We start from the raw sequence: 25,115 nt of genomic DNA, 5'->3' as shown, positions 1-25,115 counted from the left end.
TTTTTCATGTGTCGGCCGGTCAAGCGGCGCGCTGCAGAAGGCAAAATGAATTGGCGGCGGCCGTACGGCCGGAGGCGCTCGCAGCAAATGAAAGCCGGCAGCCGACGCCTGCCATGGTCACCATGGGCCTGGCGGCGGATGTCGCCGCACGGGCAAAGCCTTCATGGATGATATGCAGATGCGTGCCGCCCGAAACAGTGCGAGCGAGCGTGAAGGTGACGATGCTGTCGAGCGGGTTCCGTTCCTCGCCGGGCCGCGGCTGTTCCCGCCAGGTATAGCGAAGCCTTTTTCCGGGCTCGGCATCGAGGATCTCGCATTCGATCGGGGCTTCGGGTCCGGCAAAGGCGAAATTGCTGCCGATCTCAGGATTGATGTCGTTGGGCATCATCCAGGCCGCAAGCAATTCGGGCACGGTCAACGCCCGCCATACCTTTTCCGGCGGCTCGGGAAGATCGCACTCGAACTCGATCGCGTCGGGAGCGGTCCGCGCATGGCTTTCGCCGGTCACTGGTGCGTGCGTCATTGGTCCATGTCCTTGAGAACCGTCTTCAGTTTTTCGATGCGCTCGGGCCAGAAGGTCCGGTAGCGTTCGATCCAGCCGAGCAGCGGGTCGAGCCCTTGCGGATCGGCGCGGTAATAGGCGTTGCGGCCCGCCCGCCGCTCGACCACCAAGCCTGCGCCGCGCAGCACAGCCAGGTGCTGCGACACAGCCGGCTGCGACACCGTCATGCCGGTGCGCAGTTGCGACACCGTCATCTCGCTGGTGGCGAGGCGTTCATAGACGGCGCGTCGGGTGGGGTCGGCCAGCGCCCGGAAAATTTCCGCTTCGATCATGGTGAAGGCATAAGTCGATACTTATTGGTTTGGCAAGCGGTCTTTTGCGGCCCATATAAAAGGAAGCTGGCGGCTCCGGCATTGCTGCCAATCCTTGACAATGAGCGGCGATGCATATAGGAACGAAAAGAGAACAAAAACCTTGTGGGAAAAGGCAGCCACAGCAGGCAACGGGTGTGCGCAACCTGTAAGGTGCTGCGACAAAAATTTGTTTCGGACGAGCGCGGAGAAGTATCATGGCGGGTAGCGTCAATAAGGTCATTCTGGTCGGCAATCTCGGAGCGGACCCGGAGATCCGCCGCCTGAATTCTGGCGAGCCGGTCGTCAACATCCGCATCGCAACATCGGAAAGCTGGCGCGACAAGAATTCCGGCGAGCGCAAGGAAAAGACCGAGTGGCACAATGTCGTCATCTTCAATGAGGGCATCGCCAAGGTTGCCGAGCAGTATCTGAAGAAGGGCATGAAGGTTTATGTCGAGGGCCAGTTGCAGACACGCAAATGGCAAGACCAGACCGGTGCCGACAAATACACGACGGAAGTCGTGCTGCAGAGATTCCGCGGCGAGCTGCAGATGCTCGACGCGCGCGGCCAGGGCGAAGGCGGCCAGGTCGGCGGTTATTCCGGCGGCGGCAGCCGTGGTTCCGATTTCGGCCAGTCCGGCCCGAACGAAGGCTTCAATCGTGGCGGCGGTGCTCCCAAGGGCGGCGGCGGTTCGTCGCGCGAGCTGGACGACGAAATTCCGTTCTGAGCATCGACGCGGCGTGACGGGCATTTTAGGAGAGGGCACGATGTCGCTCGGACCGCTCCTATCGGCACGTTCTCCGATCCCATGGCATGCGTTCGCGGCCTTTGCCGCGCTGGCGATAGGCGGCGCGCAGCTGGCGCTGCCGAAAGGCACGCTGCGCCACCGCGCGATGGGCTATCTCTGGGCGGCGCTGATGCTGGCCGTCGCCATCTCGAGTTTCTGGATCCAGCAGATACGGCTCATTGGCCCTTTCAGCCCGATCCATCTCTTGTCGATCCTGGTGCTGGTCACGGTGCCGCTGGCGGTCTGGCATGCACGCAATCACCGCGTCGCCAAGCACCGCAAGGCGATGATTGCGCTGTATGTCTTTGCGTTGGTGGGTGCCGGTGTCTTTACGCTGGTGCCCGGCAGAATCTTGCACGACGTGGTCTTCGGCGTCGCGCAAGCCAGACCGTGATCCCGAGTGGAAGGAATATCAGTTGAAAGCACGCATCAAATGGGTCGAGGAACGCACCTTCGTCGGCGAGTCCGGCACAGGCCATAAGGTCGTACTGGGGACCGCGTTCGGCCCTGAAGGGAGAACGCCGGGGCCGAGCCCGATGGAACTGGTGCTGATCGGCACCGGCGGCTGCTCGGCCTATGATGTCGTCCATATCCTCGAAAAGGGGCGCGAGGCGATCGAGGACTGTGTGGTCGAGCTCGATTCCGACCGAGCCGAGACCGATCCCAAGGTGTTCACCCGCATTCATATGCATTTCATCGTCAAGGGCAGGGCGCTGTCGCCCGACAAGGTGAAGCGGGCGATCGATCTCTCGATCGAAAAATACTGTTCGGCTTCGGCCATGATGTCCAAGACCGCCGCCATTACCCACGATTTCGAAATTATCGACACGACGGCAAAATAAGCGGCCTATGAGGCCATCAGCGCCTTGATGCCGTCAGCCACGAACTGGACGGCAAGTGCCGCCAGGATAACGCCGAGCAGGCGGGTCAGGATCGAACGGCCGGTCTGGCCGAGGATGCGGTCTATGCGCTCCGACAGCACGAACACGAGATAGGTGATGGCGAGGCAGACGAAGATGATGCCGACCAGTGCCGCCTGGGCGCCAAAGCCCTGAAACGAGCCGGAGAGCAGCACAGTCGCCGAAATCGCGCCGGGGCCGGCGATCAGCGGGATCGCCAGCGGGAAAGCGGCGATGTTGTGGATCATGTCCTTGGTGATGGCCACGTCGCCGATCTTCTCCTTACGGTCCTGCCGGCGCTCGAACACCATTTCAAAAGCGATGAAGAAGAGCAAAAAGCCGCCGGCGACACGGAAGGCCGGCAGCGTGATGCCGAACACCGACAGGATCGAGGCGCCGGCAACCGCGAACAGCGCCATCACCAGGAAGCCGATGACCGAAGCGCGGACCGAGACCTGCTGGCGCTCCTCGCGGTTCATGCCGCGCGTTATCGCCAGAAACAGCGGCGCCAGCCCGGGCGGGTCGATGGTCACCAGAATGGTGACGAAGGCGTTGAACAGGCTGTCGAAACTCGGCATCTCTCACCCCTCCCGCCGGGCCGAGCCCGCATCCCGACATTGGTAGAGCAAAGCAGGGACGGAGGAAACCGGCTGGGGAGAGGCGGCTCGCGAACTCTGCGAAAGCCGGCTGGGCCGAGGGAGACGCGAAAGAACGCAGGGAATGCCTGAGTTTGCGTCGCGGGCTGCTTGATCAGGTACGGCCAGAGCGCCGCGCCAGGAACTCCACTTCGAGCCGCCATGTCGCGCCATTGTCGTGCGAGCGCTCGCCGAGCCAGCGGAAGGAATTTTCGGTTATTCGTGAAAAGCTCCAACGTACGGAGGAACCGGTGCCGTCGGCGCCCACTTGGACAATCGTGTCGCCTTCGGCGCGACCGAGTTGGCGGCTGTAATACTGGTTGCGCGGATCGCTCCAGAAAATATGCCAGGCATTTGCGCCGGGATCGTAGACGCGCAAGGTCGTGCCATAAAAGGTCCATTTGCCGAGAGAAGGCGAGGGGCCGGCATCGCGCGCGGGCAGGATCCAGACGTCCTGGATCGCGCGGCCTTCCAGCACCCAGCCGAAATGCACCTCGCCGCGTCCGGTCAGCACGGTGCCGTCCTCGAGATGACGGCTGGCATCGAAAGTCCAGGCGCCGACGAAGCGGCCGTAGAGATCCAAATTCTCGGCAAAGCCGGGGGCGGGCCCGTCGCTGTGCAGGGCCTCGGTAAAAGTGGGCTGGTTGGTCATGGCTGGTGCCTTCATGCTGTCAGGAGACCGCAAGCGATAGGCCGGGGCAGGGTTCTGCGCTTGGGAAAAATTGCTATCTTTCAGGCTATGACGACGAGCGACAGGATCATTGCCTCGGGGCCAGGCTGGCAGGTGTCGGACGTGGTGTGCACGGCCGGCGCCGGCGACCGGCCGTTCGAGGAGGAGCACCGGACGTTCTGCGTCGCCGCGGTGACCAGCGGCACCTTCCGCTATCGCGCCAGCCAGGGCACCGCGATGCTCGCGCCAGGCGCGGTGCTGCTCGGTAATCCCGGCACATGCTACGAATGCGGCCACGAGCACGGCGCCGGCGACCGCTGCCTCTCCTTCCATTTTGCTCCGGCCTATATGGAACGGATCGTGGAGAACGTACCAGGCGCCAGAATGCTGGCCTTCGAGACGCCGCGCCTGCCGCCCCTGCCGGCGCTGATGCCGCTGCTGGCCGAAGCGGAGGCCGCGCGCGATGTGGGCGAAACCGCTGCTTTCGAGGAACTCGGCTTGCGCATTGCCGGCGCAGCAGTCGCCGCAAGCTCAGGGCACACCAAGGTGGCGCGGACACCCAGCGGCCGCGACCAGAAACGGATCGCGGAGGCGGTTCGGCGTATCGAGGTCGATGCCGATCAGCCGCTTTCGCTGGCCGTGCTTGCCCGGGAGACGGCGACCAGTCCGTATCATTTCCTGCGCACATTCCGCCAGATTGCCGGAATGACCCCCTACCGGTTTCTGCTGAGGACCAGGCTGCACCGGGCGGCGGTGCGGCTACGCATTTCCGACGATGCCATCTCGACGGTCGCCTTCGAGGCCGGCTTCGGGGACCTTTCGACCTTCAATCGCCGCTTCCGGCGCGAAATGGGCGAGACGCCCGGCGGCTATCGCGCCCGCCGCGCGGGCCGCCGCTAACACGAGATGGCGAGCCTTTGTGTCGATGGCTTCGAAAAGCACATCGGCCATATCGTCGCAATCACCGGTATCCTTTTGAAATCACCGCCAAAATCGACACTGGAAAAGTGCCATCGACATTGGAGTTTCGGCCGCGCTTCCTATATATACGGCAAGTGATTCCTGTTTAGATTGTGATCCGATTTGACCGACCAAAAAACACCGCGCGGCGCCGACGGCGGCCCCACCGGCATCGAGCCGATTTCGATTATCGAGGAGATGCAGCGCTCCTATCTCGATTACGCCATGAGCGTGATCGTCAGCCGCGCGCTGCCCGACGTGCGCGACGGGCTGAAGCCGGTGCATCGCCGCATTCTCTTCGCCGCGCATGAGAGCGGCTATCACTGGAACCGCAAATATGTGAAGTCGGCGCGCCCGGTCGCCGACGTGATGGGTAAATACCATCCGCATGGCGACGCCTCTATCTATGACGCCCTGGTGCGCATGGCGCAGGACTGGTCGCTGCGCGTGCCGCTCATCGACGGGCAAGGCAATTTCGGCTCGATCGACGGCGATCCGCCGGCGGCCATGCGCTACACCGAGTCGCGGCTGACCAAGGTCGCGCATGAACTGCTGGAGGATATCGACAAGGATACGGTCGATTTCCAGGACACTTACGATGCTTCCGGCAGCGAGCCGAAGGTCCTGCCGGCGCGCTTTCCCAATCTGCTGGTCAATGGCTCGGGCGGCATCGCCGTCGGCATGGCCACCAACATCCCGCCGCACAATCTGGGCGAAGTCTGCAACGCCGCGATCGCGATCATCGACAATCCGGCCATCGACCTGCCGGCGCTGATGGAAATCATTCCGGGGCCGGATTTCCCGACCGGCGGCATCGTGCTCGGCCGCTCCGGCATCTACAGCGCCTATTCGACCGGCCGCGGCTCCATCGTCATGCGCGGTAAGGTCAACATCGAGGCCCGCGGCAATGACCGCGAATCGATCATCATCACCGAAGTTCCCTACCAGGTGAACAAGTCGTCGATGATCGAGAAGATGGCCGAACTGGTGCGCGACAAGCGCATCGAGGGCATTTCCGACATTCGCGACGAGAGCGACCGCCAGGGCTATAGAGTCGTCGTCGAGCTGAAGCGCGACGCCGTGGCCGACGTCATCCTCAACCAGCTCTATCGCTTCACGCCGCTGCAAACCTCTTTCGGCGCCAACATGGTGGCGCTCAATGGCGGCAAGCCCGAACTGCTGACGCTGACCGACATGCTGAGAGCATTCGTGTCCTTCCGCGAGGAGGTGGTCACCCGACGCACGAAGTTCCTGCTGCGCAAGGCGCGCGACCGGGCCCACGTGCTGGTCGGCCTCGCAATCGCAGTCGCCAACATCGATGAAGTGATAAAACTGATCCGCACCGCGCCGGACCCGCAGACCGCGCGCGAGCAGTTGATGGAGCGGCGCTGGCCGTCCGGCGACGTCGAATCGCTGATCCTCCTGATCGACGACCCGCGCCACCGCATCAACGAGGACGGCACCTACAATCTGTCCGAGGAACAGGCGCGCGCGATCCTGGAGTTGCGCCTGCAGCGCCTGACGGCACTCGGCCGCGACGAAATCGCCGACGAGTTGAACACGATCGGCGCCGAGATCGTCGATTATCTCGATATCCTGTCGTCCCGCGCCCGCGTCCAGCAGATCGTCAAGGACGAGCTCGCGGCCGTGCGTGACGAATTCGGCACGCCGCGCCGCACCGAGCTGAGCGAAGGCGGCGCGGACATGGAAGACGAGGACCTGATCCAGCGCGAAGACATGGTCGTGACGGTGAGCCATTCCGGCTACATCAAGCGCGTGCCGTTGTCGCTCTACCGGGCGCAACGCCGCGGCGGCAAGGGTCGCTCGGGCATGTCGACCAAGGAAGAGGATTTCGTCACCCGCCTGTTCGTGGCCAATACGCACACGCCGGTGCTGTTCTTCTCCTCGCGCGGCATCGTCTACAAGGAGAAGGTCTGGCGCCTGCCGATCGGCAATCCGCAGTCACGCGGCAAGGCGCTGATCAACATGCTGCCGCTGGAGCAGGGCGAGCGCATCACCACAATCATGCCGTTGCCGGAAGATGAGACGAGCTGGGGCGAGCTCGACGTGATGTTCGCCACCACGCGCGGCACGGTGCGCCGCAACAAGCTCTCTGACTTCGTCCAAGTCAACCGTAATGGCAAGATCGCCATGAAGCTGGAGGAGGAGGGCGACGAGATCCTCGGCGTCGAGACCTGCACCGACAATGACGACGTGCTTCTGACCGCCAGCTCCGGCCAGTGCATCCGCTTTTCCGTCGGCGATGTGCGCGTCTTCCAGAGCCGCAACTCGGTCGGCGTGCGCGGCATCGCCATGGCCGAAACCGATCGCGTCATTTCGATGGCTGTCATCGAGCATGTCGATGCGCCGCCGGCCGAACGCGCCGCCTATCTGAAGCGCGTGGTGGCCGAACGGCGCCTGGCCGCCGGCATCCCGGCAGGTGAGGAGGAAGAGATCGCGTTGACCAACGAAGAGGTCGGCGAGGAGGCGGAGCTGTCGGACGAGCGCTATGAGTTCCTCAAGGCGCATGAGCAGTTCGTGCTGACGGTGACGGAATACGGCTACGGCAAGCGCTCATCGTCCTATGATTTCCGTCTGACCGGACGCGGCGGCAAGGGCATTCGGGCCACCGACGTGTCGAAGACGGCCGAGATCGGCAGGCTGGTGGCAACCTTCCCGGTCGGCAATGACGACCAGATCATGCTGGTGTCCGACGGCGGTACCGTTATCCGGGTGCCGGTCAACGGCATCCGCTTCGCCAGCCGTGCCACCAAGGGCGTGACCATTTTCAACACGGCTGAAGGCGAGAAGGTGGTTTCGGTCGAGCGCATTTCCGAGCCGCAATCGGACGAGGAAGAAATCGTCGAGGTTGGTGCCGAGATCGATCCAGCGGCGGATGCCGGCCCGGATGATGCGCAATAAGTCTGGCTTGGCCCAGACATGGCAACGCCGGCCAATCGGCCGGCGCGTCGCAACAAATTCAGGCTAATTCAATAGTGACGGTGAGGCTTGCGGGGGCCGAACCCTTCGAAGCGTTTGGCGTTGGTCTTGATGCGGACGCGCTGGGCCTCCTGATGCAGCCCGAATACAGTGGCAATCAGCATGGCGACGGTCATTGCAGTGGCGAGCATGTAGATCAGCATGTGCGTGTTCTCCTGCGCTCTACAACGCTTACATGGGACTTTGGTTTCATCTTCTTAAAGGGGCAAGGTAGTGAACGCTGCGTGAAGCGTTCGTGATCGGCGCATTCATCTGTCGTTCATCCCTGCAAAAAGGTTCAAGGGGATCGCATCAATGAGATTTGCCTTCCGTCCGCGCGCCCGTTAGAAGCACCGGCATGACAGAGCGCATCGCCCTTTATGCCGGCTCCTTCGACCCGTTGACCAACGGCCATCTCGACGTGCTGAAGGCGTCGCTGGCCGTGGCGGACATCGTCTATGCGGCGATCGGTATCCATCCCGGCAAGAAGCCGCTGTTTTCCTTCGAGGAGCGGGTCGAACTCATCGAGGCCGCGACCAAGGCCGAATTCGGCCGCGACGGCACACGCATCAAGGTGGTCGCCTTCGACGGGCTGGTCATCGATGCGGCCAGGAAACAGGGAGCCTCGATCATGATCCGCGGCCTGCGCGACGGCACCGATCTCGACTACGAGATGCAGATGGCCGGCATGAACGAAACGATGGCGCCTGAGCTGCAAACGGTTTTTCTGCCCGCCAGCCCCTCGGTTAGAACCATTACCGCCACACTTGTCCGCCAGATTGCCTCGATGGGCGGCGACATCCGCCCCTTCGTGCCGGCCGCGGTCGCCGGTGCGCTCACCGCTAAATTCGCAAAATAGGTTTCTCGGAGAAGACCATGCAGCTGAAAAAGCTCGCCTCGTTCCTCGTCGTGCTTGCCGGTCTCGTGACCGCATCGGTCTCAGCCTATGCCGCCGACCCGGAAAACACCATGATCATAACGTTGAAGGACGGCGATGTAACCATTGCGCTGCGTCCCGATCTCGCGCCCAAGCATGTCGCGCAGATCAAGAAGCTGGTGCGTGAGCATGCCTATGACAACGTCGCCTTCCACCGCGTCATCGACGGCTTCATGGCGCAGACAGGCGACGTCAAATTCGGCAACATGAACAAGGGCTTCAACGCCCAGGCTGTCGGTACCGGCGGCTCCGACCTGCCGGACCTGCCGGCGGAATTCTCGCAGACCGAGCACTACAAGCGCGGCGTGGTCGGCATGGCACGCTCGCAGGATCCGAACTCGGCAAACTCGCAGTTCTTTATCATGTTCGCGCCGGCGCCGCCGCTCGACGGCCAGTACACCATCGTGGGCAATGTCGTCAGCGGCATGGAACTCGTGGACCACATCAAGAAGGGCGACGAGGCCGACAACGGCACGGTCACCGATCCCGACCGGATGATCAAGGTGCGCATCGCCGCCGACAAATAGTTCTGTTTTTTGAAAAGGATATCAGACATGGCCGACATCAAGGATCGCGAAAACGCGCTCATCATGGAAACGACCAAGGGCAAGGTCGTCATCGAAATGCTTCCCGACCTGGCGCCCGGCCATGTCGCCCGCATCAAGGAACTGGCCCGCGAAGGCGCTTATGACGGCGTGGTCTTCCACCGCGTCATCGAGGGCTTCATGGCGCAGACCGGCGACGTCAAGTTCGGCAATTCGAGCAAGCCCTCTTTCGCGCCTTCCCGCGCTGGCATGGGCGGTTCCGACAAGCCGGATCTCAAGGCCGAATTCTCCAATGCCAACCACAGCCGCGGCACCTGCTCGATGGCGCGCTCGCAGAATCCGAACTCCGCCAATTCGCAGTTCTTCATCTGCTTCGACGATGCAGCCTTCCTCAATCGCCAGTACACGGTCTGGGGCCAGGTCATCGAAGGCATGGACAATGTCGACAAGATCAAGCGCGGCGAGCCGGTGCAGGATCCCGATAAGATCGTGTCGCTGAAGGTCGCGGCCGACGTCAAGTAAGGCGACAGGACAATGATGGGCGTCGTCTGGTCGCTTCTCGGCATCCTGTCCGGCGCCTTCATTGCCATTCAGGCGCCGATCAATTCGCAGTTGGCGCGCGGCCTGGGGCTCCCGGTCGCGGCGGCTGCGTTTTCGTTCCTGTCGGGCGCCATCGTGCTCGGCATCATTGCCGTCGCGGTGGTGAGGCTGCAAGGCATCTCGCTCGACTGGAAGGCGCCCGCGCCCTGGCTGTTCATCGCCGGCGGCATGCTGGGCGGCTTCTACGTCACGCTGTCCACCATCCTGACGCCGCGCATAGGCGCCGCCGCCCTGATGGCGTTCCTGGTGGCGGGCCAGTTGCTGGCCGGCATGCTGATCGACCGCGTCGGGTTCCTCGGCGTCGCGGTTCGCGAAATCTCGCTCGGCCGCGTGACCGGCGCGGTGCTGCTTCTGGCCGGGGCGCTGCTTATCAGGCTCTTCTGATGCGTGTCGATCTGTTCGATTTCGACCTGCCGGAAGAGCGTATCGCGCTGCGCCCGGCAGAGCCGCGCGACAGCGCAAAGATGCTGGTGGTCAGGCCCGGCGAGGGGGTTTCGAACCGGGCGGTCAGCGACCTGCCTTCCCTGCTCCAGGCCGGCGACGTGCTGGTCTTCAACGACACCAAGGTTATCCCGGCGCAACTCAAAGGTATCAGGCGGCGCGGCGAGGCGGCGGCGCAGGTCGAAGCCACATTGCACATGCGGATGGCGCCGGACCGTTGGCTGGCCTTCATGCGGCCGGGCAAGCGCGTTGCCGTCGGCGACCGCATCCATTTCGGCCATGACGGCAATTCCTGCTTCCTCGGCCAGCTTGACGCCACGGTGATCGAAAAGGGCGAGGCGGGCGAGGCGCTGCTCGGCTTCGACCTGTCGGGCCCTTTCCTCGATGAGGCGCTGCATGCGGTCGGCCACATCCCACTGCCGCCCTACATCGCCTCGAAGCGGGATGACGACGAGCGCGATCGGGCCGATTATCAGACCATCTATGCCCGGGAGGAAGGTGCCGTAGCGGCGCCGACGGCCGGTCTGCATTTCACGCCGGAGCTGTTTGCCGCACTCGACGCAAAGGGGATCGAACGCCGCTTCGTCACGCTCCATGTCGGCGCCGGCACGTTCCTGCCAGTGAAGGTGGACGACACCGCCGACCACAAGATGCATGCGGAGATCGGCTCAGTCAGCGAGGCAACAGCCGACGCGTTGAATGCGGCAAAGGCGAGGGGCGGGCGCGTCATTGCCGTCGGTACGACCTCGCTGCGCCTGCTGGAAAGCGCCGCGCGAGAGGATGGCGTGCTGGCTGCATGGTCCGGCCCGACCGACATCTTTATCACGCCCGGCTACCGTTTTCGCACCGCCGACATGCTGATGACCAATTTCCATCTGCCGCGTTCGACGCTGTTCATGCTGGTTTCGGCCTTCAGCGGCCTCGATACGATGCGCGCCGCCTATGCACACGCCATTGAGCACGATTACAGATTTTACTCCTACGGAGATGCAAGCCTGCTGTATCGAGCGGAGATGAGCGATGGACGATGACCTCGACAGGCTGGACCGGAGCAGTTTGATCGCCGAAGTCAAAAAATTGCGCGCCGGCATTCGCCAGCATCGCGATGCATCGGGGCACGATCTTTGCTGGCATCATCCCGATTTGTGGGACCTGCTGCCCGAGAAGATCGATCCGGCAATCGCCGTGCCGCCCTGGCCAAAATTCATGCGCGGCTGCATCCACTATCGCCAGTCGCTGGACGAACAGGCTCCGGGCGCACCGGCACACGACAAGGAATTCAATGGCTGAGACGTTCACCTTCAAGGTGCTGGCGACCGAAGGCAAGGCGCGGCGCGGCTTGATCAGCATGCCGCGCGGCGAAATCCGCACGCCTGCCTTCATGCCGGTCGGCACCGGCGGCACGGTCAAGACGATGTACATGGATCAGGTGCGCGGCGTCGGCGCCGATATCATCCTGGGCAATACCTACCATTTGATGCTGCGGCCCGGCGCCGAACGCGTGGCGAAGCTTGGCGGCCTGCACGAATTCGCCCGCTGGCCGCATCCGATCCTGACCGACAGCGGTGGCTTCCAGGTCATGTCGTTGTCGAAGCTTCGGAAATTGACCGAGAAGGGCGTCACATTTCGCTCCCATATCGATGGCGCTGCATACGAAATGTCGCCGGAACGTTCGATCGAGATCCAGGGCCTGCTCGATTCAGACATCCAGATGCAACTCGACGAATGCACGGCGCTACCGGCCGCGCTCAAGGAGATCGAGCGCGCCATGGAATTGTCGCTGCGATGGGCTGAGCGCTGCAAGACGGCGTTCGGCGACCAGCCGGGCAAGGCGATGTTCGGCATCGTGCAAGGCGGCGACAATGCGGATTTGCGCGTGCGTTCTGCGCAAGCGCTGAGCGCGATGGATCTGAAAGGCTATGCGGTCGGCGGCCTTGCCGTCGGTGAACCGCAGGCGGTCATGCTCGACATGCTCGACATCACCTGCCCGGAACTGCCTGATGACAAACCCCGCTATCTCATGGGGGTCGGCACGCCGGACGACATCTTGAAATCGGTGGCGCGCGGCATCGACATGTTCGACTGCGTGATGCCGACGCGGGCCGGCCGGCATGGGCTTGCCTATACAAGGCGCGGCAAGGTCAATCTGCGCAACGCCCGCCATGCCGACGATCCACGACCCCTCGATGAGGAAAGCGACTGCCCGGCGGCACGCGATTATTCCCGCGCCTATCTGCACCATCTCGTGCGCTCGCAAGAGGCGCTCGGTGCGATGCTTCTGACCTGGAACAATCTGTCCTATTATCAGAAGCTGATGCAGGACATACGCGCCGCGATAGAGACCGGCACTTTCGAGGCACGCGCTGCCGAAATTACCGGGGGCTGGGCGAGGGGCGATATCCCGGCGCTGTGACGGTTCAGGTGCTCAGCGAATTCGACGCGCGCAGGCTGCAGCCGGTGATTTGGAACGTGCCGTCGGGCTGTCGCTCCAACGTGTAGACAGCTTCATAGTCCTTGCCGTCAGGGCCGACGATCAGCACCTGCTGGATGATCGAGGTCGGACCCGTCTCCTCGACCTTGCCGAACGAGTAGCTCCGTGGGTTGCGCACCGGCGCGTAGCCGTTGGTCACCATGTTCATGAAGGTGTCGACGGTCGGGAAGATCCGCTTCACGTTCGGTGCGGCGAAGCTGTAGGCCGTGACGCCGTCATCGGCCAGGAACGCTCTCAGCTGGCCGTCAATGGCCGCTTGCGCCGCCTTGATCTCGGCCTCGCCGGCAAACGCCGACAAGGGCAGGAGGAGAGGAAGGAATGCGAATGCGAAAAGCGTGCGGCGCATAGCCTGTTTCCCTTGTCTTTCGAGAACTTGCCTTTCGAAAAATCCTGCCCGTGCAGGCATCCTAACATACGTTTGGTGGCGCTTCAGGGTTTCACCGGCGGCGAATATTCAGTGTTGTCGCGCGACGAAGTCCAGGCAGCCTTGGCGGAATTGCGGGAGGCGTGGCCAACGCCCGAACCGGCTAAGTACCGTTCCAGCGCTTGAAAGCCCGCCTCCAGTCTGCCAGAAGGGCCGCTTGGATTGGACGTTTAGCAGGGCGGAGCCATGAAGGCGTTTTTCGTGCAGATCAAATGCGAACTGGGCAAGTCGTATGAGGTTGCCAGCGCGCTCGCCGACGCCGAGATCGCCTCGGAAATCTACTCCACTGCCGGCAATTACGATCTGCTCGCCAAGTTCTATGTCGACGACGAGGAGGATGTCGGCCACTTCGTCAACGAGAAGGTGCAGATTCTCCCCGGCATCAAGGACACGTTCACCGTCGTCACCTTTCGCGCCTTCTAGCGTCGGAGCCCATTGCCCGAGCATGAGGCAAAGGCTGACCAAGCTCATATTTCAGCTGCCTCAATTTTAGGCAGGGGCGACATACTGATCGTCCGCATCCCTCAAATCACCGATTACGCTTGATTTTCTCCAGCGGCGCCAGTGAAATGGCGTCACAGGGGAGTATGCGATTGGCAGCGTTCGATGAAATGCTTCCGGAGGTCTCCGGACTTAGAAGACCGTATTCGGCTTACGATCGCTGGCTGAAAGAGCAGGACCCGGCCAGGCTTACCGAGAAAATGCAGGACGCCGAACGCGTCTTCCGCAAAACCGGCATCACCTTCGCCGTCTATGGCGAGCAGGAAGCCTCCGAGCGGCTTATCCCCTTCGACATCGTTCCGCGCATCATTTCTGGCAATGAGTGGCGCCGCCTCACGCAAGGCATCGAGCAGCGCGTGCAGGCACTGAACGCCTTTCTCGACGACATCTATCACCGCCAGGAAATCCTGCGGGCCGGACGCGTTCCCCGCGACCTGATCGCCAGGAACGAAGCCTTCCTGCCCGAGATGATCGGGGTCAGGCCACCCGCCGGCGTCTACACCCACATCATCGGCGTCGACATCGTGCGCATCAGCGAAAACGAGTTCTACGTGCTGGAGGACAATGCGCGCACCCCATCGGGCGTTTCCTACATGCTGGAAAACCGCGAGACGATGATGCAGCTCTTCCCCGAGTTGTTCCAACAAATCAAGGTGCGGCCGGTGGAGAACTATCCGCAGCTTTTGCGCCAGTCGCTGGCGGCGGTGCGGCCGCAGAACGCCAAGGGCACGCCGACCATCGCCGTGCTGACGCCCGGCAGCTACAACTCCGCCTATTTCGAACATGCCTTCCTGGCCGATCAGATGGGGGTGCAACTGGTCGAGGGGCAGGATTTGCGCGTGGTGGACGGTCATGTCGCGATGCGCACGACCGAAGGCTACAAGCAGATCGACGTGCTCTATCGCCGGGTGGACGATGCCTTCCTCGATCCGCTGACTTTCCGGCCGGACTCCGCGCTCGGCGTGCCTGGCATCATGGATGTCTACCGGGCCGGCAACATCACGATCGCCAATGCGCCGGGAACCGGTATCGCCGACGACAAGGCGATCTATTCCTACATGCCCGAGATCGTCGAATTCTACACCGGCCGCAAGGCGATCCTCGGCAATATTCCGACCTGGCGCTGTTCGGAGCCGGACAGCCTGAAATATGTACTCGAACACATCGATGAGCTGGTGATCAAGGAAGTGCACGGTTCAGGCGGCTATGGCATGCTGGTCGGACCGGCGGCGACCAAGAACGAATGCCAGGATTTCGCCAAGAAGCTGCAGGCCAAGCCGTCCAATTACATCGCCCAGCCGACGTTGGCGCTCTCGACCTGTCCGATCCTGACCGAAAAGGGCCTGTCGCCGCGCCATGTCGATCTGAGACCCTATGTGCTGGTCTCCGACCGCATCCAGATCGTGCCGGGCGGGCTCACGCGCGTCGCGCTTAAGGAGGGCTCTCTGGTGGTCAATTCCTCGCAAGGCGGCGGCACGAAGGATACCTGGGTGCTGGATGATTGAGATGAGTAGTCAGTAGTCAGTAGTCAGTAGTCAGTAGGCAGTAGGCAGTAGGCAGTAGTTGGTATCAGAGGGGACAGAACGATGCCGTATCCAATCGAAATTCGAACATTCCCTACTCGCTACTCACTATTCCCTGCTCACTAGCCCGAAGGGCCACTCCATGCTTCTCGGCCGCACCGCCAACGGGCTCTACTGGATGAACCGCTATATCGAGCGGGCGGAAAACATGGCGCGTCTGGTCGATGCGGGCCTGCGCATGGCGCTGACGCGCACGCAGAGCGCGTCGGAAGAGTGGAATTCGGTGCTGCTCAGCGCCGGCTCCGACGTCGCCTACACGCAGAAGTATCAGGACTATACGGCGGCCGATGTAGCCGACTTCCTGTTGCGCGACACGTCGAACCCGTCGAGCACGATGTCGTCGATCGAGACGGCACGCAACAATGCCCGCATGGTGCGTACCGCGCTGACGCGGGAGACCTGGGAGAGCATCAACGAGGCCTGGATGGCGCTGAAGCGCATGCTGGCAAGGCCGATCGACGAGCGTGACCTGCCAAACGTGCTCGATGCGATCAAGCGCGAAACGGCGCTGATCCGCGGCTCGTTCTACGGCACCATGCTGCGCAACGAGATCTTCGATTTCTCGCAGCTCGGCACCTATGTCGAGCGCGCCGACAATACGGCGCGCATCCTCGACGTGAAGTACTACGTGCTCTTGCCGTCGATCTCCTGGGTCGGCTCGACGCTCGACAATTACCAGTGGGAATCGATCCTGCGCTCGGTATCGGCGCACCGCTCCTACCGCTGGGTCTACGACGCCGACTACAAGCCGACCAACATCGCCGACTATCTGATCCTCAATGTGCGCATGCCGCGATCGCTGACCTTCTGCTATCGCTTCCTGGCCGAGCACCTGAAGTTCCTCGGCGACGACTATGGCGGGCGCCATCCCTGCCATGCGACGGCGGAAAAGACCCAGGCCATGCTGCAGGCAGGCTCGATCAAGGATATTTTCGACGCCGGCCTGCATGAATTCCTTGCCGGCTTCATTCGCGACAACACCAGGCTCGGCGACGAGATCGCGCAGGATTACAGGTTCTATTGAGGAGGCCATGCGGCTCAAGATCACCCATCGGACCGAATACCGTTACGACGCACCGGTGCAGTACCTGCTGCAGCGGCTGCGGCTGCTTCCGGTGAGCGGGCGCACGCAGACCGTGCTGTCCTGGGCCCTGAAGGTAGAAGGCGCGCGCGAGGAAGTGCGATTTGCCGACCACTACGGCAATGACACCCGATTGTTGAGCGTCGAGGGTGACCATGATTTCATTACGGTCGAGGCGTCAGGCGAGGTGGTGACGCGCGATACATCGGGGGTTTGTGGGCCGCATCAGGGATTCGCGCCGCTCTGGCTGTTCGCACAGGAGACGCCTTTGACCATGATCGGCGATGGCATTCGCGCACTCGCCGAGGCAGCCGGCAAGGGCACCGATATCGAAAGACTGCACCGTCTGATGGCTATCATCTCCGAGCGGGTCGCCTATGCGCCGGGCACCACCAATGCGACGACCCCGGCTGAAGAGGCTCTCGCGCTGAAAACCGGGGTCTGCCAGGATCATAGCCATATCTTTGCCGCCACCGCCCGCGCCATGGGTTTCCCGGCACGCTATGTCAGCGGCTATCTGATGATGGACGCGGCCATCGAGCAGGCGGCAAGCCATGCCTGGGCCGAAGCGCATGTCCAGGGCCTCGGCTGGGTTGCCTTCGACCCCTCCAACGGTATCTCTCCTGATGAGCGCTATGTGAGAGTGGCGACGGGGCGCGACTATCGCGATGCGTCGCCGGTTTCGGGGATTCTGCTGGGAGAGGCGCAAGAGCGGCTTGCCGTCACCGTCACGGTGGAGCAGTAGTCACCCGATGCAGGTCGTCCAACGCCACCTTGGTTTGGGTGACGACATGCATGAAAACAAGGACCTGAGCGCGCCGCATGGATCCGTTCCGACGCGACGCGGTTTTTACGGTTCGCTGCCGGAAGAGTAAACCATGACCTATTGCGTCGGCCTCAAGATCGATCGCGGGCTCGTGTTCATGTCGGACACGCGCACCAATGCCGGCATGGACTCGATCTCCACCTTCAAGAAGATGCATGTCTGGGAAGATCCCGGTGAGCGCGTCATCGTGCTGATGTCGGCCGGCAATCTGGCGACGACGCAAGCCGTGATCAGCGTGCTCGACGAGCGCACCAAGGCGGTTGGCGACCGGCACGCGGCAGTGCTCGAAACGCCGTCCATGTACCAGACGGTGCGGCTGGTCGGCGAAACCGTCAAGGACGTCATCGCCCATTCCTCGCCCGCCGGCGACAAGGCCGATTCCTACTTCAACGCCTCCTTCATCCTGGGCGGCCAGATAAAGGGCAGCGCACCGCGCCTGTTCATGATCTATCCCGAGGGCAATTTCATCGAATCGACCGATGACACGCCCTTTTTCCAGATCGGCGAGACCAAATACGGCAAGCCGATCATCATTCGCGCTTATGACCGGTCGATGAGTCTCGCGGAGACCGTGAAGCTGCTTCTGGTATCGTTCGATTCCACGCTGAAGTCGAACCTGTCGGTCGGGCTGCCGCTGGATCTGCTTTTCCTGGAAAAGGATGCCTTCCAGGTCGGGTTGAAGAAACGGATCGGTCATGACGACCCGTACTACCGCACGATCTCCGAGGGATGGTCGAGCGCCTTGAAGACGGCGTTTGCCAGTCTGCCGGATTTCCCGGGATAAGGACGCGCCGGATTTCTCCGGTGGTTGCAAATGTTTAACAGTCGTTTTGAAAACCGGGCGAAGGGCGCCGGTGAAGCGATCATGTCGGGAGGACAGGATGAACAGTGATGATTTCCGGCAATGGTCGCGGCGGGCCGCTGACTGGGGCGCCGACTACCGCGAAACGCTGCGCCAGCGCCCGGTACGGCCGCGGATCGAGTCCGGCGACATATTCAGGAGCATAGAAGCCTCGCCGCCCGAAGACGCGGAGCCGATGGACAGGATCTTCGCCGACTTCGAGGAGAAGATCGTGCCGGGCATGACGCATTGGCAGCATCCTCGCTTCTTCGCCTATTTTCCGGCCAACGCGGCACCAGTTTCTGTGGTGGCTGAGTATCTGGTCTCGGCAATGGCCGCGCAGTGCATGCTGTGGCAGACCTCGCCGGCGGCGACAGAACTCGAAACTCGGACTGTCGATTGGATGCGCCAGGCGCTCGGCCTGCCGGAAGGTTTTTCCGGCGTCATCCAGGATTCTGCCTCCTCGGCGACGCTGGCGGCGGTGCTGACGATGCGCGAACGCGCGCTCGACTGGCAAGGCAACAAAAGGGGCCTGACGGGGCAGGCGCGGTTGCGCATCTATTCGTCGGATCAGGTGCATACTTCGATCGACCGGGCGATCTGGGTGGCCGGCATCGGCGAGGACAATCTCGTGCGCATTCCGGTCGCCGGCCGCTTTCGCGCCATGGACATAGCGGCCCTCGAGGCGGCGATCGTCGCCGACAAGAAGGCAGGCTTGCTGCCCGCGGGTATCATCGCCTGCGTCGGTGGCACCAGCACCGGTGGCACCGACGACATCGCCGGCGTCGCCGCGATCGCCAAACGCCACGGGGTCTATCTTCACGTGGATGCCGCCTGGGCGGGATCGGCGATGATCTGCCCGGAATACCGGCATTTCTGGGCCGGTGTGGAGCAGGCGGATTCTATCGTCTTCAACCCGCATAAATGGCTGGGCGCGCAGTTCGACTGCTCGATCCAGTTCCTGCGCGACCCCGAAAGCCATGTCAGGACGCTCGCCATCAAGCCGGATTATCTGAAGACGCACGGTCATGACGGCATCATCAACTATTCCGAATGGTCGGTGCCGCTTGGCCGCCGCTTCCGCGCGCTGAAACTGTGGTTCCTGCTGCGCGCGCACGGGCTGGAAGGCCTGCGCACGATGATCCGCAACCACGTCGCCTGGAGCGAAGGCCTGGCAGCGCGCCTGGCCGACGAGCCGGACTTCGAGATCGTCACCGAGCCGATGCTGTCGCTGTTTTCGTTCCGGCACAAGGCGGAGGGAGCCGATGCCGACGAGCACAATCTCCGGCTGGTCAATGCGGTCAATGATGACGGACGCATCTACCTGACACAGACCAGGGTGAACGGGCGCGTCGCCATCCGCTTCCAGGTCGGCCAGTTCGAGGCGACCGCGGCGGATGTCGATTCGGCTTTTGCCGCCATCACCGAAATCGCGCGCGGATTAAGCTGAGGCTGCTGAGTCGGGACTGCGACGAAGTTTGCCTTTGCTATCATGTAGTTTCCATTAGCCGGCTTACGCCTTTTCATTGCTTTCGTTTTCGTCTATGGTCAAGAAAAACGAAAGCAGAAGGTTTTCAGATGTATCTGTCGCCGCGCCATGCCGAAATCGTCCAAATGGCAAAGGATCATGGCCGCGTTCTGGTCGACGATCTGGCCACCCACTTCAACGTCACGCCGCAGACCATCCGCAAGGACCTCAACGATCTTTGCGACCAGCGGTTGCTGTCGCGCATCCATGGCGGCGCCTTGTTTCCTTCCGGCATCGAGAACATGGAATACGAAGCCAGGCGCAAGATCGCCGCCGAGGAGAAGGAGGCGATCGGCAGCGCGGCCGCCAGGCTGATCCCGGACAATGCCTCGTTGTTCATCAATATCGGCACCACGACGGAGTCGGTCAGCAAGGCGCTGCTGGATCACAGCGGCCTCATGGTCATCACCAATAACATCAATGTTGCCAACAGGATGCGCATCTATCCTTCGATCGAGGTGGTGATCGCGGGCGGGGTGGTTCGCGGCTCGGATGGCGGCGTCGTCGGCGAGGCGGCGGTGGATTTCATCAGGCAGTTCAAAGTCGACTACGCCGTCATCGGCGCCTCGGCAATCGACCATGACGGCGCCTTGCTCGATTTCGATTTCCGCGAGGTCAAGGTCGCGCAAGCCATTATCGCCAATGCCAGGCACGTCATCCTGGTGTCCGACCGGACCAAATTCGAGCGCACGGCGCCGGTTCGCATCGGCCATCTGTCGCAGGTCAACACCTTCATCACCGACCGCTGCGATATCCCCTCGGTGCGCAATATCTGCCAGGAGGCCGAGGTTCAACTGATCGAAACCTCGCTCGATTGAGGACGTTGCAGCGCTTTCACGAGCTTGTGATATTTCGTTTGACATTCGTTATGAGTTCGAAATAATTCCGCCACGGTTTCGCAAAAGAGCCAAATGGTGCAATGCGAAATCGCTGGAGGAATTGGTGGACGCATCTTCGATCCGTGACATTTTCGTCATAGGCGGTGGCATCAATGGCTGCGGCATTGCCCGTGATGCCGCCGGCCGCGGGTTTTCGGTATTTCTGGCCGAGATGGACGATCTCGCCAGCGGAACCTCCTCAGGCTCGACCAAGCTGATCCATGGCGGCCTGCGTTATCTCGAATTCTACGAATTCCGCCTGGTGCGCGAAGCGCTGATGGAACGCGAAGTGCTGTGGAAGAACGCGCCGCACATCATCTGGCCGATGCGCTTCGTGCTGCCCTATGCCAAGGGCCTGCGTCCGGCCTGGCTGATCAGGCTCGGCCTTTTCCTTTACGATCATATTGGCGGGCGCAAATTGCTGCCGGCGACCAGAACCCTGGACATGGCCACCGACCCTGCCGGCAAGCCATTGAAACCATTGTTCAAGAAGGCCTTCGAATATTCCGACGGCTGGGTCAACGATGCGCGGCTGGTGACGCTGAACGCGCGTGACGCCGCCGACCGGGGCGCGACCATCCGCACCCGCACCAAGGTGGTCGGGGCGCGCCGCGAAGGCGGGCTGTGGACGATCAGGATCGAAAATCTGCGGACCGGCGAGACCGAAGAGGTCAAGGCGCGGCTGCTGGTCAATGCCGCGGGCCCCTGGGTCGATCATGTGCTTTCCGGCGTCGTCGGCCTCAACGATGTGCACAATGTCCGCCTCGTGCAGGGCAGTCACATCGTCATCGCGAAGAAATTCGACGATCCACGCGCCTATTTCTTCCAGAACAAGGATGGCCGCATCATCTTCGCCATTCCTTACGAGGACGAGTTCACGCTGATCGGCACCACCGACCAGGACTATCCCGGCGATCCGCACGACGTGAAGATCAGCGACACCGAGATCGACTATCTCTGCGCGGCGGCAAGCGAGTACTTCGCTCAACCCGTCAAGCGTTCGGACATCGTCTGGACCTATTCGGCCGTGCGTCCGCTTTATGACGATGGCGCTTCGAAGGCGCAGGAGGCGACACGCGACTATGTGCTGAAGGCCGATGGCGGCGAGGGCACAGCCCCGATCGTCAACACGTTCGGCGGCAAGATCACCACCTATCGCCGGCTGTCGGAATCGATGCTGGAGAAGATCGAAGGCTTTCTCGGCAGGCGCGGCAAGCCGTGGACGGCAAATGCGCCGCTGCCGGGCGGCGATTTCGCGGCGACCGGTTTTGATGCGCAAGTGGCGAGGCTGAAGAGCGCCTATCCCTTTCTCGACCAGCGTTTGGCGCGCCGGCTCACGCGGCTCTACGGCACGCGCGCGCAGATGTTGCTTGGCCTTGCCAAATCGAATGCCGACCTCGGCCGCAATTTCGGCGCGGACCTTTACGAGGCCGAGGTGCGCTACCTCGTCGAGAACGAATGGGCCGTCACATCGCAAGATGTGCTGTGGCGTCGGACCAAGCGCGGCCTGCATTTCAGCCGCGAGCAGACGGCGGCGTTGGATGAATTCATGCGCGGCATAAGCCGCCGCCACGTCGCGGCCGCGGAATGAAGGGCTGCTGATGCACACGGCCTGGGAGGAGGCATCATGCTGGAACTGAGGAACGTCACCAAGACGGTCGGCGCGGTGGAGCATATCCGCGACGTGTCGCTGACGCTCCAGCATGGCTCGCTGAACGTGCTGCTCGGGCCGACGCTGTCCGGCAAGACCAGCCTGATGCGGCTGATGGCCGGCCTCGACGCGCCGACTTCCGGCTCGGTCTGGTTCGACGGCAAGGACGTCACCGGACAGCCTGTTCAAAAGCGCAAGATCGCCATGGTCTACCAGCAGTTCATCAACTACCCCGCGATGAGCGTCTACGAAAACATCGCTTCGCCATTGCGGGTAGCGGGCGTCGAGAAGGCCAGGATCGACAGTCAGGTGCGGGAAGCCGCTGCCCTGCTCAAGCTGACGCCCTATTTGGACCGCACGCCGCTCAGCCTGTCCGGTGGCCAGCAACAGCGCACCGCACTGGCGCGCGCCATCGTCAAGAATGCAAGCCTGGTGCTGCTCGATGAGCCGCTCGCCAATCTCGACTACAAGCTGCGCGAGGAATTGCGCGCAGAACTGCCGAGGATCTTCGCCGCCGCCGGTACCATCTTCGTCTATGCCACGACCGAACCGCACGAGGCGCTGCTGCTCGGCGGCAATACGGCGACGCTGTCGCAAGGCCGCATCACCCAGTTCGGCCCGACCATCGAGGTGTTCCGCAAACCGGTCGACCTGGTGACGGCCAGGACCTTCGCCGATCCGCCGCTCAACACGATCGTGCTGGTCAAGAACGGGCCCGATTTCCTGCTGGAGGGCGGCGTCAAGCTGCCGGTGCCGCCGGAACTTGTCGGCATTGCCGACGGCAATTACACGATCGGCTTCCAGCCGCACCATCTGTCGCTCGAGCGGCCGGATGCGTGTGCCGTGCCGGTGCGGGCAAAGGTCACCATCACCGAGATCACCGGCTCGGAAAGCTTCATCCATCTTGATTTCGCCGACGCGCGCTGGGTGATGCTGACCCATGGCATCCGCGATTTCGAGACCGACGAAGCGGTCGAAGTGTTCATCGACCCGCGCCACATCATGGTTTTCGACCAACACGGCGTCGCCGTGGCCGCGGCAAAGCTGGCGGCCTGAGGAGAAAACGATGGCGCGCATCGACGTCAACCATGTCAGGCACTCATATCTGCCGAACCCGCGTACCGATGCGGATTTCGCACTGCGGGAGGTGCACCACACTTTCGAGGACGGTGGCGCCTATGCGCTGCTAGGCCCATCCGGCTGCGGCAAGACCACGCTGCTCAACATCATTTCCGGCCTGCTCCACCCCTCGCACGGCCAATTGCTGTTCAACGGCAGGGATGTCACGAGACTGTCGACGCAGGAGCGCAACATCGCGCAGGTGTTCCAGTTCCCTGTCATCTACGACACGATGACCGTCTACGACAACCTGGCTTTCCCGCTGCGCAACCGCGGCGTTCCGGAGGCCGACGTCGACCGCAAGGTGCGCGAGACGCTCGACATGATCGACCTGGCAGACTGGGCCAGGAAGAAGGCGAGGGGCCTGACCGCCGACCAGAAGCAGAAGATCTCGCTCGGCCGCGGACTGGTGCGCTCGGATGTCAATGCGATCCTGTTCGACGAGCCGCTGACCGTCATCGACCCGCACATGAAGTGGGTGCTGCGCTCGCAGTTGAAGCAGCTTCACCGCCGCTTCGGCTACACCATGGTCTATGTTACGCATGACCAGACAGAGGCGCTGACCTTCGCCGACCAGGTGGTGGTCATGTATGATGGCGGCATCGTGCAGATCGGCACGCCGGCCGAGCTGTTCGAGCGGCCGCGCCACACCTTCGTCGGCTACTTCATCGGCTCGCCCGGCATGAACGTCATGCCGGTAGCGATCGATGGCAAGACAGCGACGCTTGGTTCCCAGCGCATCCAATTGCCAGGCGCGCCGAAGGCCGGAAGCGGCGTCGTCGAACTCGGCATCCGTCCTGAATATGTCAGGCTCGGCCGCGATGGCATGGCCGTCCACGTCAGCAAGGTCGAGGATGTGGGCCGCCACAAGGTCGTGCGCGCCAGTCTGGAAGGCCGCGAGATCGCGGCCGTCATCGGCGAGGACGAAACCGTTCCCGCCGATCCAAAAGTGCGGTTCGACCCAGCCGGCATCAACATCTATGCCGATTCCTGGCGTGTCGAGATGGGGGCGTAAATGGAAAAGCCCTGGAACAACAAGGCCTGGTTCCTCGTGCTGCCGATGCTCGTGCTGGTGGCGTTCTCGGCCGTTATCCCGCTGATGACCGTCGTCAACTACTCGGTACAGGACACGTTCGGCAATAACGTCTTCTTCTGGGCGGGGACCGAATGGTTCGAAGAGTTGCTGCATTCCGATCGCTTCTGGGAAGCCATGGTGCGCAACCTGATCTTCTCCTTCATCATCCTGGCGATCGAAGTGCCGCTCGGCATCTTCATTGCCCTCAACATGCCCAAAAAGGGCTGGGGCGTGCCGGTCTGCCTGGTGCTGATGGCGCTGCCGCTCTTGATCCCGTGGAATGTCGTCGGCACGATCTGGCAGGTGTTCGGCCGCAACGATATCGGCCTGCTCGGCTACTACGTCAACGCGCTCGGCATCGACTACAATTACGTGCAGGATCCGTTCGACGCCTGGGTCACCGTCATCATCATGGACGTCTGGCACTGGACCAGCCTCGTCGTGCTGCTCTGCTATGCCGGCCTGGTCTCGATCCCCGACGCCTTCTACCAGGCGGCCAAGATCGATGGCGCCTCGCGCTGGGCGGTGTTCCGCTACATCCAGTTGCCGAAGATGAAGCGCGTGCTTCTGATCGCGGTGCTGCTGCGTTTCATGGACAGTTTCATGATCTACACCGAGCCCTTCGTCGTCACCGGCGGCGGTCCGGGCAATTCGACGACCTTCCTGTCGATCGACCTCGTCAAGACCGCGCTCGGACAGTTCGACCTCGGTCCGGCGGCGGCGATGTCGCTGGTCTACTTCCTGATCATCCTGTTGTTGTCGTGGGTGTTCTACACCGTGATGACCAACTACGACGCGGAACGCTGAT

At 62.4% G+C, this 25,115-nt stretch carries 29 protein-coding genes; 23 read left to right on the top strand and 6 right to left on the bottom strand.

The features are described 5' to 3' along the window. Positions 1 to 19 precede the first annotated feature (19 nt). Both FJ949_RS21380 and FJ949_RS21375 read right to left on the bottom strand, forming a co-directional pair. Positions 20 to 523 (bottom strand): SRPBCC domain-containing protein, encoded by a 504-nt coding sequence (locus tag FJ949_RS21380; protein WP_140498844.1) that lies wholly within the window; start codon positions 521 to 523, stop codon positions 20 to 22. Beyond that, positions 520 to 834 (bottom strand): metalloregulator ArsR/SmtB family transcription factor, encoded by a 315-nt coding sequence (locus FJ949_RS21375; RefSeq protein ID WP_140498842.1) that lies wholly within the window; start codon positions 832 to 834, stop codon positions 520 to 522. The genes FJ949_RS21380 and FJ949_RS21375 overlap by 4 nt, the downstream gene beginning before the upstream one ends. 236 nt (positions 835 to 1,070) lie before the next feature. Here FJ949_RS21375 and FJ949_RS21370 point away from each other — a divergent pair, with 236 nt between their 5' ends. The 3 genes from FJ949_RS21370 to FJ949_RS21360 are packed head-to-tail and all read left to right on the top strand — an operon-like array spanning position 1,071 to position 2,485. Next, positions 1,071 to 1,583 carry a single-stranded DNA-binding protein gene (locus tag FJ949_RS21370; RefSeq protein ID WP_140498840.1) on the top strand — a complete coding sequence of 171 codons (513 nt, stop codon included), beginning with the start codon at positions 1,071 to 1,073 and terminating at the stop codon, positions 1,581 to 1,583. Positions 1,584 to 1,623: 40 nt separating this feature from the next. After that, a complete protein-coding gene (locus FJ949_RS21365; protein ID WP_140498838.1) occupies positions 1,624 to 2,037 on the top strand; it encodes a DUF2306 domain-containing protein in 414 nt (137 codons plus the stop codon). A 22-nt stretch (positions 2,038 to 2,059) separates the two neighbouring features. After that, complete coding sequence (locus FJ949_RS21360) at positions 2,060 to 2,485, top strand: OsmC family protein (protein ID WP_140498836.1); 426 nt, start codon at positions 2,060 to 2,062, stop codon at positions 2,483 to 2,485. Positions 2,486 to 2,490: 5 nt separating this feature from the next. Here FJ949_RS21360 and FJ949_RS21355 read toward each other — a convergent pair whose 3' ends face one another. Together FJ949_RS21355 and FJ949_RS21350 are read right to left on the bottom strand one after the other, a co-directional pair. Continuing rightward, entirely contained in the window at positions 2,491 to 3,120 is a 630-nt protein-coding gene (locus FJ949_RS21355; RefSeq protein ID WP_140498833.1) for a MarC family protein, read from the bottom strand. A 172-nt stretch (positions 3,121 to 3,292) separates the two neighbouring features. Next, the gene (locus tag FJ949_RS21350; RefSeq protein WP_140498831.1) at positions 3,293 to 3,829 is read right to left on the bottom strand and encodes a hypothetical protein; all 537 of its coding nucleotides are present in this window, start codon (positions 3,827 to 3,829) and stop codon (positions 3,293 to 3,295) included. Between the two features lie 87 nt (positions 3,830 to 3,916). On the opposite strand from FJ949_RS21350, the gene FJ949_RS21345 reads away from it, so the two are divergent. Further along, positions 3,917 to 4,747 carry an AraC family transcriptional regulator gene (locus FJ949_RS21345; protein ID WP_140498989.1) on the top strand — a complete coding sequence of 277 codons (831 nt, stop codon included), beginning with the start codon at positions 3,917 to 3,919 and terminating at the stop codon, positions 4,745 to 4,747. A gap of 183 nt (positions 4,748 to 4,930) precedes the next feature. Continuing rightward, a complete protein-coding gene (gene gyrA, locus FJ949_RS21340) occupies positions 4,931 to 7,729 on the top strand; it encodes a DNA gyrase subunit A (RefSeq protein ID WP_140498829.1) in 2,799 nt (932 codons plus the stop codon). A 68-nt stretch (positions 7,730 to 7,797) separates the two neighbouring features. Here the strand turns inward: gyrA and FJ949_RS21335 are convergent, their stop codons facing one another. Beyond that, on the bottom strand, positions 7,798 to 7,950 hold the full coding sequence (locus tag FJ949_RS21335) for a hypothetical protein (RefSeq protein ID WP_140498827.1): 153 nt from the start codon (positions 7,948 to 7,950) through the stop codon (positions 7,798 to 7,800). Between the two features lie 194 nt (positions 7,951 to 8,144). Here FJ949_RS21335 and coaD point away from each other — a divergent pair, with 194 nt between their 5' ends. From coaD to tgt, 7 genes are all read left to right on the top strand, one after another. Next, positions 8,145 to 8,645, top strand: coding sequence for a pantetheine-phosphate adenylyltransferase (gene coaD, locus FJ949_RS21330; protein ID WP_140498825.1), 501 nt, complete (start codon positions 8,145 to 8,147; stop codon positions 8,643 to 8,645). A gap of 110 nt (positions 8,646 to 8,755) precedes the next feature. Next, complete coding sequence (locus FJ949_RS21325; RefSeq protein WP_224518951.1) at positions 8,756 to 9,250, top strand: peptidylprolyl isomerase; 495 nt, start codon at positions 8,756 to 8,758, stop codon at positions 9,248 to 9,250. Positions 9,251 to 9,277: 27 nt separating this feature from the next. Next, entirely contained in the window at positions 9,278 to 9,790 is a 513-nt protein-coding gene (locus FJ949_RS21320) for a peptidylprolyl isomerase (protein ID WP_140498821.1), read from the top strand. Between the two features lie 12 nt (positions 9,791 to 9,802). Next, complete coding sequence (locus tag FJ949_RS21315; RefSeq protein ID WP_140498819.1) at positions 9,803 to 10,252, top strand: DMT family transporter; 450 nt, start codon at positions 9,803 to 9,805, stop codon at positions 10,250 to 10,252. Then, complete coding sequence (queA, locus tag FJ949_RS21310; protein ID WP_140498817.1) at positions 10,252 to 11,340, top strand: tRNA preQ1(34) S-adenosylmethionine ribosyltransferase-isomerase QueA; 1,089 nt, start codon at positions 10,252 to 10,254, stop codon at positions 11,338 to 11,340. Before FJ949_RS21315 ends, queA begins: the two co-directional genes overlap by 1 nt. Beyond that, a complete protein-coding gene (locus FJ949_RS21305) occupies positions 11,330 to 11,599 on the top strand; it encodes a hypothetical protein (protein WP_140498815.1) in 270 nt (89 codons plus the stop codon). The genes queA and FJ949_RS21305 overlap by 11 nt, the downstream gene beginning before the upstream one ends. Next, on the top strand, positions 11,592 to 12,722 hold the full coding sequence (tgt, locus tag FJ949_RS21300) for a tRNA guanosine(34) transglycosylase Tgt (protein WP_140498813.1): 1,131 nt from the start codon (positions 11,592 to 11,594) through the stop codon (positions 12,720 to 12,722). The genes FJ949_RS21305 and tgt overlap by 8 nt, the downstream gene beginning before the upstream one ends. Before the next feature lie 4 nt (positions 12,723 to 12,726). Here tgt and FJ949_RS21295 read toward each other — a convergent pair whose 3' ends face one another. Next, positions 12,727 to 13,146 (bottom strand): DUF4864 domain-containing protein, encoded by a 420-nt coding sequence (locus FJ949_RS21295; protein ID WP_140498811.1) that lies wholly within the window; start codon positions 13,144 to 13,146, stop codon positions 12,727 to 12,729. A 264-nt stretch (positions 13,147 to 13,410) separates the two neighbouring features. Here FJ949_RS21295 and FJ949_RS21290 point away from each other — a divergent pair, with 264 nt between their 5' ends. From FJ949_RS21290 to FJ949_RS21240, 11 genes are all read left to right on the top strand, one after another. After that, complete coding sequence (locus tag FJ949_RS21290) at positions 13,411 to 13,647, top strand: Lrp/AsnC family transcriptional regulator (RefSeq protein WP_010909609.1); 237 nt, start codon at positions 13,411 to 13,413, stop codon at positions 13,645 to 13,647. A 170-nt stretch (positions 13,648 to 13,817) separates the two neighbouring features. Continuing rightward, on the top strand, positions 13,818 to 15,230 hold the full coding sequence (locus tag FJ949_RS21285) for a circularly permuted type 2 ATP-grasp protein (RefSeq protein WP_181165357.1): 1,413 nt from the start codon (positions 13,818 to 13,820) through the stop codon (positions 15,228 to 15,230). A gap of 160 nt (positions 15,231 to 15,390) precedes the next feature. Continuing rightward, positions 15,391 to 16,332 (top strand): alpha-E domain-containing protein, encoded by a 942-nt coding sequence (locus FJ949_RS21280; RefSeq protein WP_140498807.1) that lies wholly within the window; start codon positions 15,391 to 15,393, stop codon positions 16,330 to 16,332. A gap of 7 nt (positions 16,333 to 16,339) precedes the next feature. Next, the gene (locus FJ949_RS21275) at positions 16,340 to 17,134 is read left to right on the top strand and encodes a transglutaminase family protein (RefSeq protein WP_140498806.1); all 795 of its coding nucleotides are present in this window, start codon (positions 16,340 to 16,342) and stop codon (positions 17,132 to 17,134) included. Positions 17,135 to 17,267: 133 nt separating this feature from the next. Next, positions 17,268 to 17,999 carry a peptidase gene (locus FJ949_RS21270; protein WP_140498804.1) on the top strand — a complete coding sequence of 244 codons (732 nt, stop codon included), beginning with the start codon at positions 17,268 to 17,270 and terminating at the stop codon, positions 17,997 to 17,999. A gap of 97 nt (positions 18,000 to 18,096) precedes the next feature. Then, entirely contained in the window at positions 18,097 to 19,506 is a 1,410-nt protein-coding gene (locus FJ949_RS21265; RefSeq protein WP_140498802.1) for an aspartate aminotransferase family protein, read from the top strand. Between the two features lie 128 nt (positions 19,507 to 19,634). Beyond that, positions 19,635 to 20,402, top strand: a complete 768-nt coding sequence (locus tag FJ949_RS21260) for a DeoR/GlpR family DNA-binding transcription regulator (RefSeq protein ID WP_140498800.1) — start codon at positions 19,635 to 19,637, stop codon at positions 20,400 to 20,402. Between the two features lie 124 nt (positions 20,403 to 20,526). Beyond that, positions 20,527 to 22,053, top strand: a complete 1,527-nt coding sequence (glpD, locus tag FJ949_RS21255; protein WP_140498798.1) for a glycerol-3-phosphate dehydrogenase — start codon at positions 20,527 to 20,529, stop codon at positions 22,051 to 22,053. 36 nt (positions 22,054 to 22,089) lie between these two features. Beyond that, a complete protein-coding gene (locus FJ949_RS21250; protein ID WP_140498796.1) occupies positions 22,090 to 23,169 on the top strand; it encodes an ABC transporter ATP-binding protein in 1,080 nt (359 codons plus the stop codon). A gap of 10 nt (positions 23,170 to 23,179) precedes the next feature. Beyond that, positions 23,180 to 24,247 carry an ABC transporter ATP-binding protein gene (locus FJ949_RS21245; RefSeq protein ID WP_140498794.1) on the top strand — a complete coding sequence of 356 codons (1,068 nt, stop codon included), beginning with the start codon at positions 23,180 to 23,182 and terminating at the stop codon, positions 24,245 to 24,247. Further along, complete coding sequence (locus FJ949_RS21240; protein ID WP_140498792.1) at positions 24,248 to 25,114, top strand: sugar ABC transporter permease; 867 nt, start codon at positions 24,248 to 24,250, stop codon at positions 25,112 to 25,114. The last annotated feature ends 1 nt before the right edge of the window (position 25,115 follow it).

The sequence above is a fragment of the Mesorhizobium sp. B2-4-1 genome (assembly GCF_006442185.1).
Classification (GTDB): domain Bacteria; phylum Pseudomonadota; class Alphaproteobacteria; order Rhizobiales; family Rhizobiaceae; genus Mesorhizobium.
Note: the sequence above shows the minus strand (reverse complement) of the source record. Positions and strands in the feature narration are given on the sequence as shown.

What these genes read in the sequence shown, in the direction of transcription:
- FJ949_RS21380 (WP_140498844.1), bottom strand. Translation starts at nt 523, where the DNA reads ATGACGCACGCACCAGTGACCGGCGAAAGCCATGCGCGGACCGCTCCC.
- FJ949_RS21375 (WP_140498842.1), bottom strand. Translation starts at nt 834, where the DNA reads ATGATCGAAGCGGAAATTTTCCGGGCGCTGGCCGACCCCACCCGACGC.
- FJ949_RS21370 (WP_140498840.1), top strand. Translation starts at nt 1,071, where the DNA reads ATGGCGGGTAGCGTCAATAAGGTCATTCTGGTCGGCAATCTCGGAGCG.
- FJ949_RS21365 (WP_140498838.1), top strand. Translation starts at nt 1,624, where the DNA reads ATGTCGCTCGGACCGCTCCTATCGGCACGTTCTCCGATCCCATGGCAT.
- FJ949_RS21355 (WP_140498833.1), bottom strand. Translation starts at nt 3,120, where the DNA reads ATGCCGAGTTTCGACAGCCTGTTCAACGCCTTCGTCACCATTCTGGTG.
- FJ949_RS21350 (WP_140498831.1), bottom strand. Translation starts at nt 3,829, where the DNA reads ATGACCAACCAGCCCACTTTTACCGAGGCCCTGCACAGCGACGGGCCC.
- FJ949_RS21345 (WP_140498989.1), top strand. Translation starts at nt 3,917, where the DNA reads ATGACGACGAGCGACAGGATCATTGCCTCGGGGCCAGGCTGGCAGGTG.
- FJ949_RS21335 (WP_140498827.1), bottom strand. Translation starts at nt 7,950, where the DNA reads ATGCTGATCTACATGCTCGCCACTGCAATGACCGTCGCCATGCTGATT.
- coaD (WP_140498825.1), top strand. Translation starts at nt 8,145, where the DNA reads ATGACAGAGCGCATCGCCCTTTATGCCGGCTCCTTCGACCCGTTGACC.
- FJ949_RS21325 (WP_224518951.1), top strand. Translation starts at nt 8,756, where the DNA reads ATGATCATAACGTTGAAGGACGGCGATGTAACCATTGCGCTGCGTCCC.
- FJ949_RS21320 (WP_140498821.1), top strand. Translation starts at nt 9,278, where the DNA reads ATGGCCGACATCAAGGATCGCGAAAACGCGCTCATCATGGAAACGACC.
- FJ949_RS21315 (WP_140498819.1), top strand. Translation starts at nt 9,803, where the DNA reads ATGATGGGCGTCGTCTGGTCGCTTCTCGGCATCCTGTCCGGCGCCTTC.
- queA (WP_140498817.1), top strand. Translation starts at nt 10,252, where the DNA reads ATGCGTGTCGATCTGTTCGATTTCGACCTGCCGGAAGAGCGTATCGCG.
- FJ949_RS21305 (WP_140498815.1), top strand. Translation starts at nt 11,330, where the DNA reads ATGGACGATGACCTCGACAGGCTGGACCGGAGCAGTTTGATCGCCGAA.
- tgt (WP_140498813.1), top strand. Translation starts at nt 11,592, where the DNA reads ATGGCTGAGACGTTCACCTTCAAGGTGCTGGCGACCGAAGGCAAGGCG.
- FJ949_RS21295 (WP_140498811.1), bottom strand. Translation starts at nt 13,146, where the DNA reads ATGCGCCGCACGCTTTTCGCATTCGCATTCCTTCCTCTCCTCCTGCCC.
- FJ949_RS21290 (WP_010909609.1), top strand. Translation starts at nt 13,411, where the DNA reads ATGAAGGCGTTTTTCGTGCAGATCAAATGCGAACTGGGCAAGTCGTAT.
- FJ949_RS21280 (WP_140498807.1), top strand. Translation starts at nt 15,391, where the DNA reads ATGCTTCTCGGCCGCACCGCCAACGGGCTCTACTGGATGAACCGCTAT.
- FJ949_RS21275 (WP_140498806.1), top strand. Translation starts at nt 16,340, where the DNA reads ATGCGGCTCAAGATCACCCATCGGACCGAATACCGTTACGACGCACCG.
- FJ949_RS21270 (WP_140498804.1), top strand. Translation starts at nt 17,268, where the DNA reads ATGACCTATTGCGTCGGCCTCAAGATCGATCGCGGGCTCGTGTTCATG.
- FJ949_RS21265 (WP_140498802.1), top strand. Translation starts at nt 18,097, where the DNA reads ATGAACAGTGATGATTTCCGGCAATGGTCGCGGCGGGCCGCTGACTGG.
- FJ949_RS21260 (WP_140498800.1), top strand. Translation starts at nt 19,635, where the DNA reads ATGTATCTGTCGCCGCGCCATGCCGAAATCGTCCAAATGGCAAAGGAT.
- FJ949_RS21250 (WP_140498796.1), top strand. Translation starts at nt 22,090, where the DNA reads ATGCTGGAACTGAGGAACGTCACCAAGACGGTCGGCGCGGTGGAGCAT.
- FJ949_RS21245 (WP_140498794.1), top strand. Translation starts at nt 23,180, where the DNA reads ATGGCGCGCATCGACGTCAACCATGTCAGGCACTCATATCTGCCGAAC.
- FJ949_RS21240 (WP_140498792.1), top strand. Translation starts at nt 24,248, where the DNA reads ATGGAAAAGCCCTGGAACAACAAGGCCTGGTTCCTCGTGCTGCCGATG.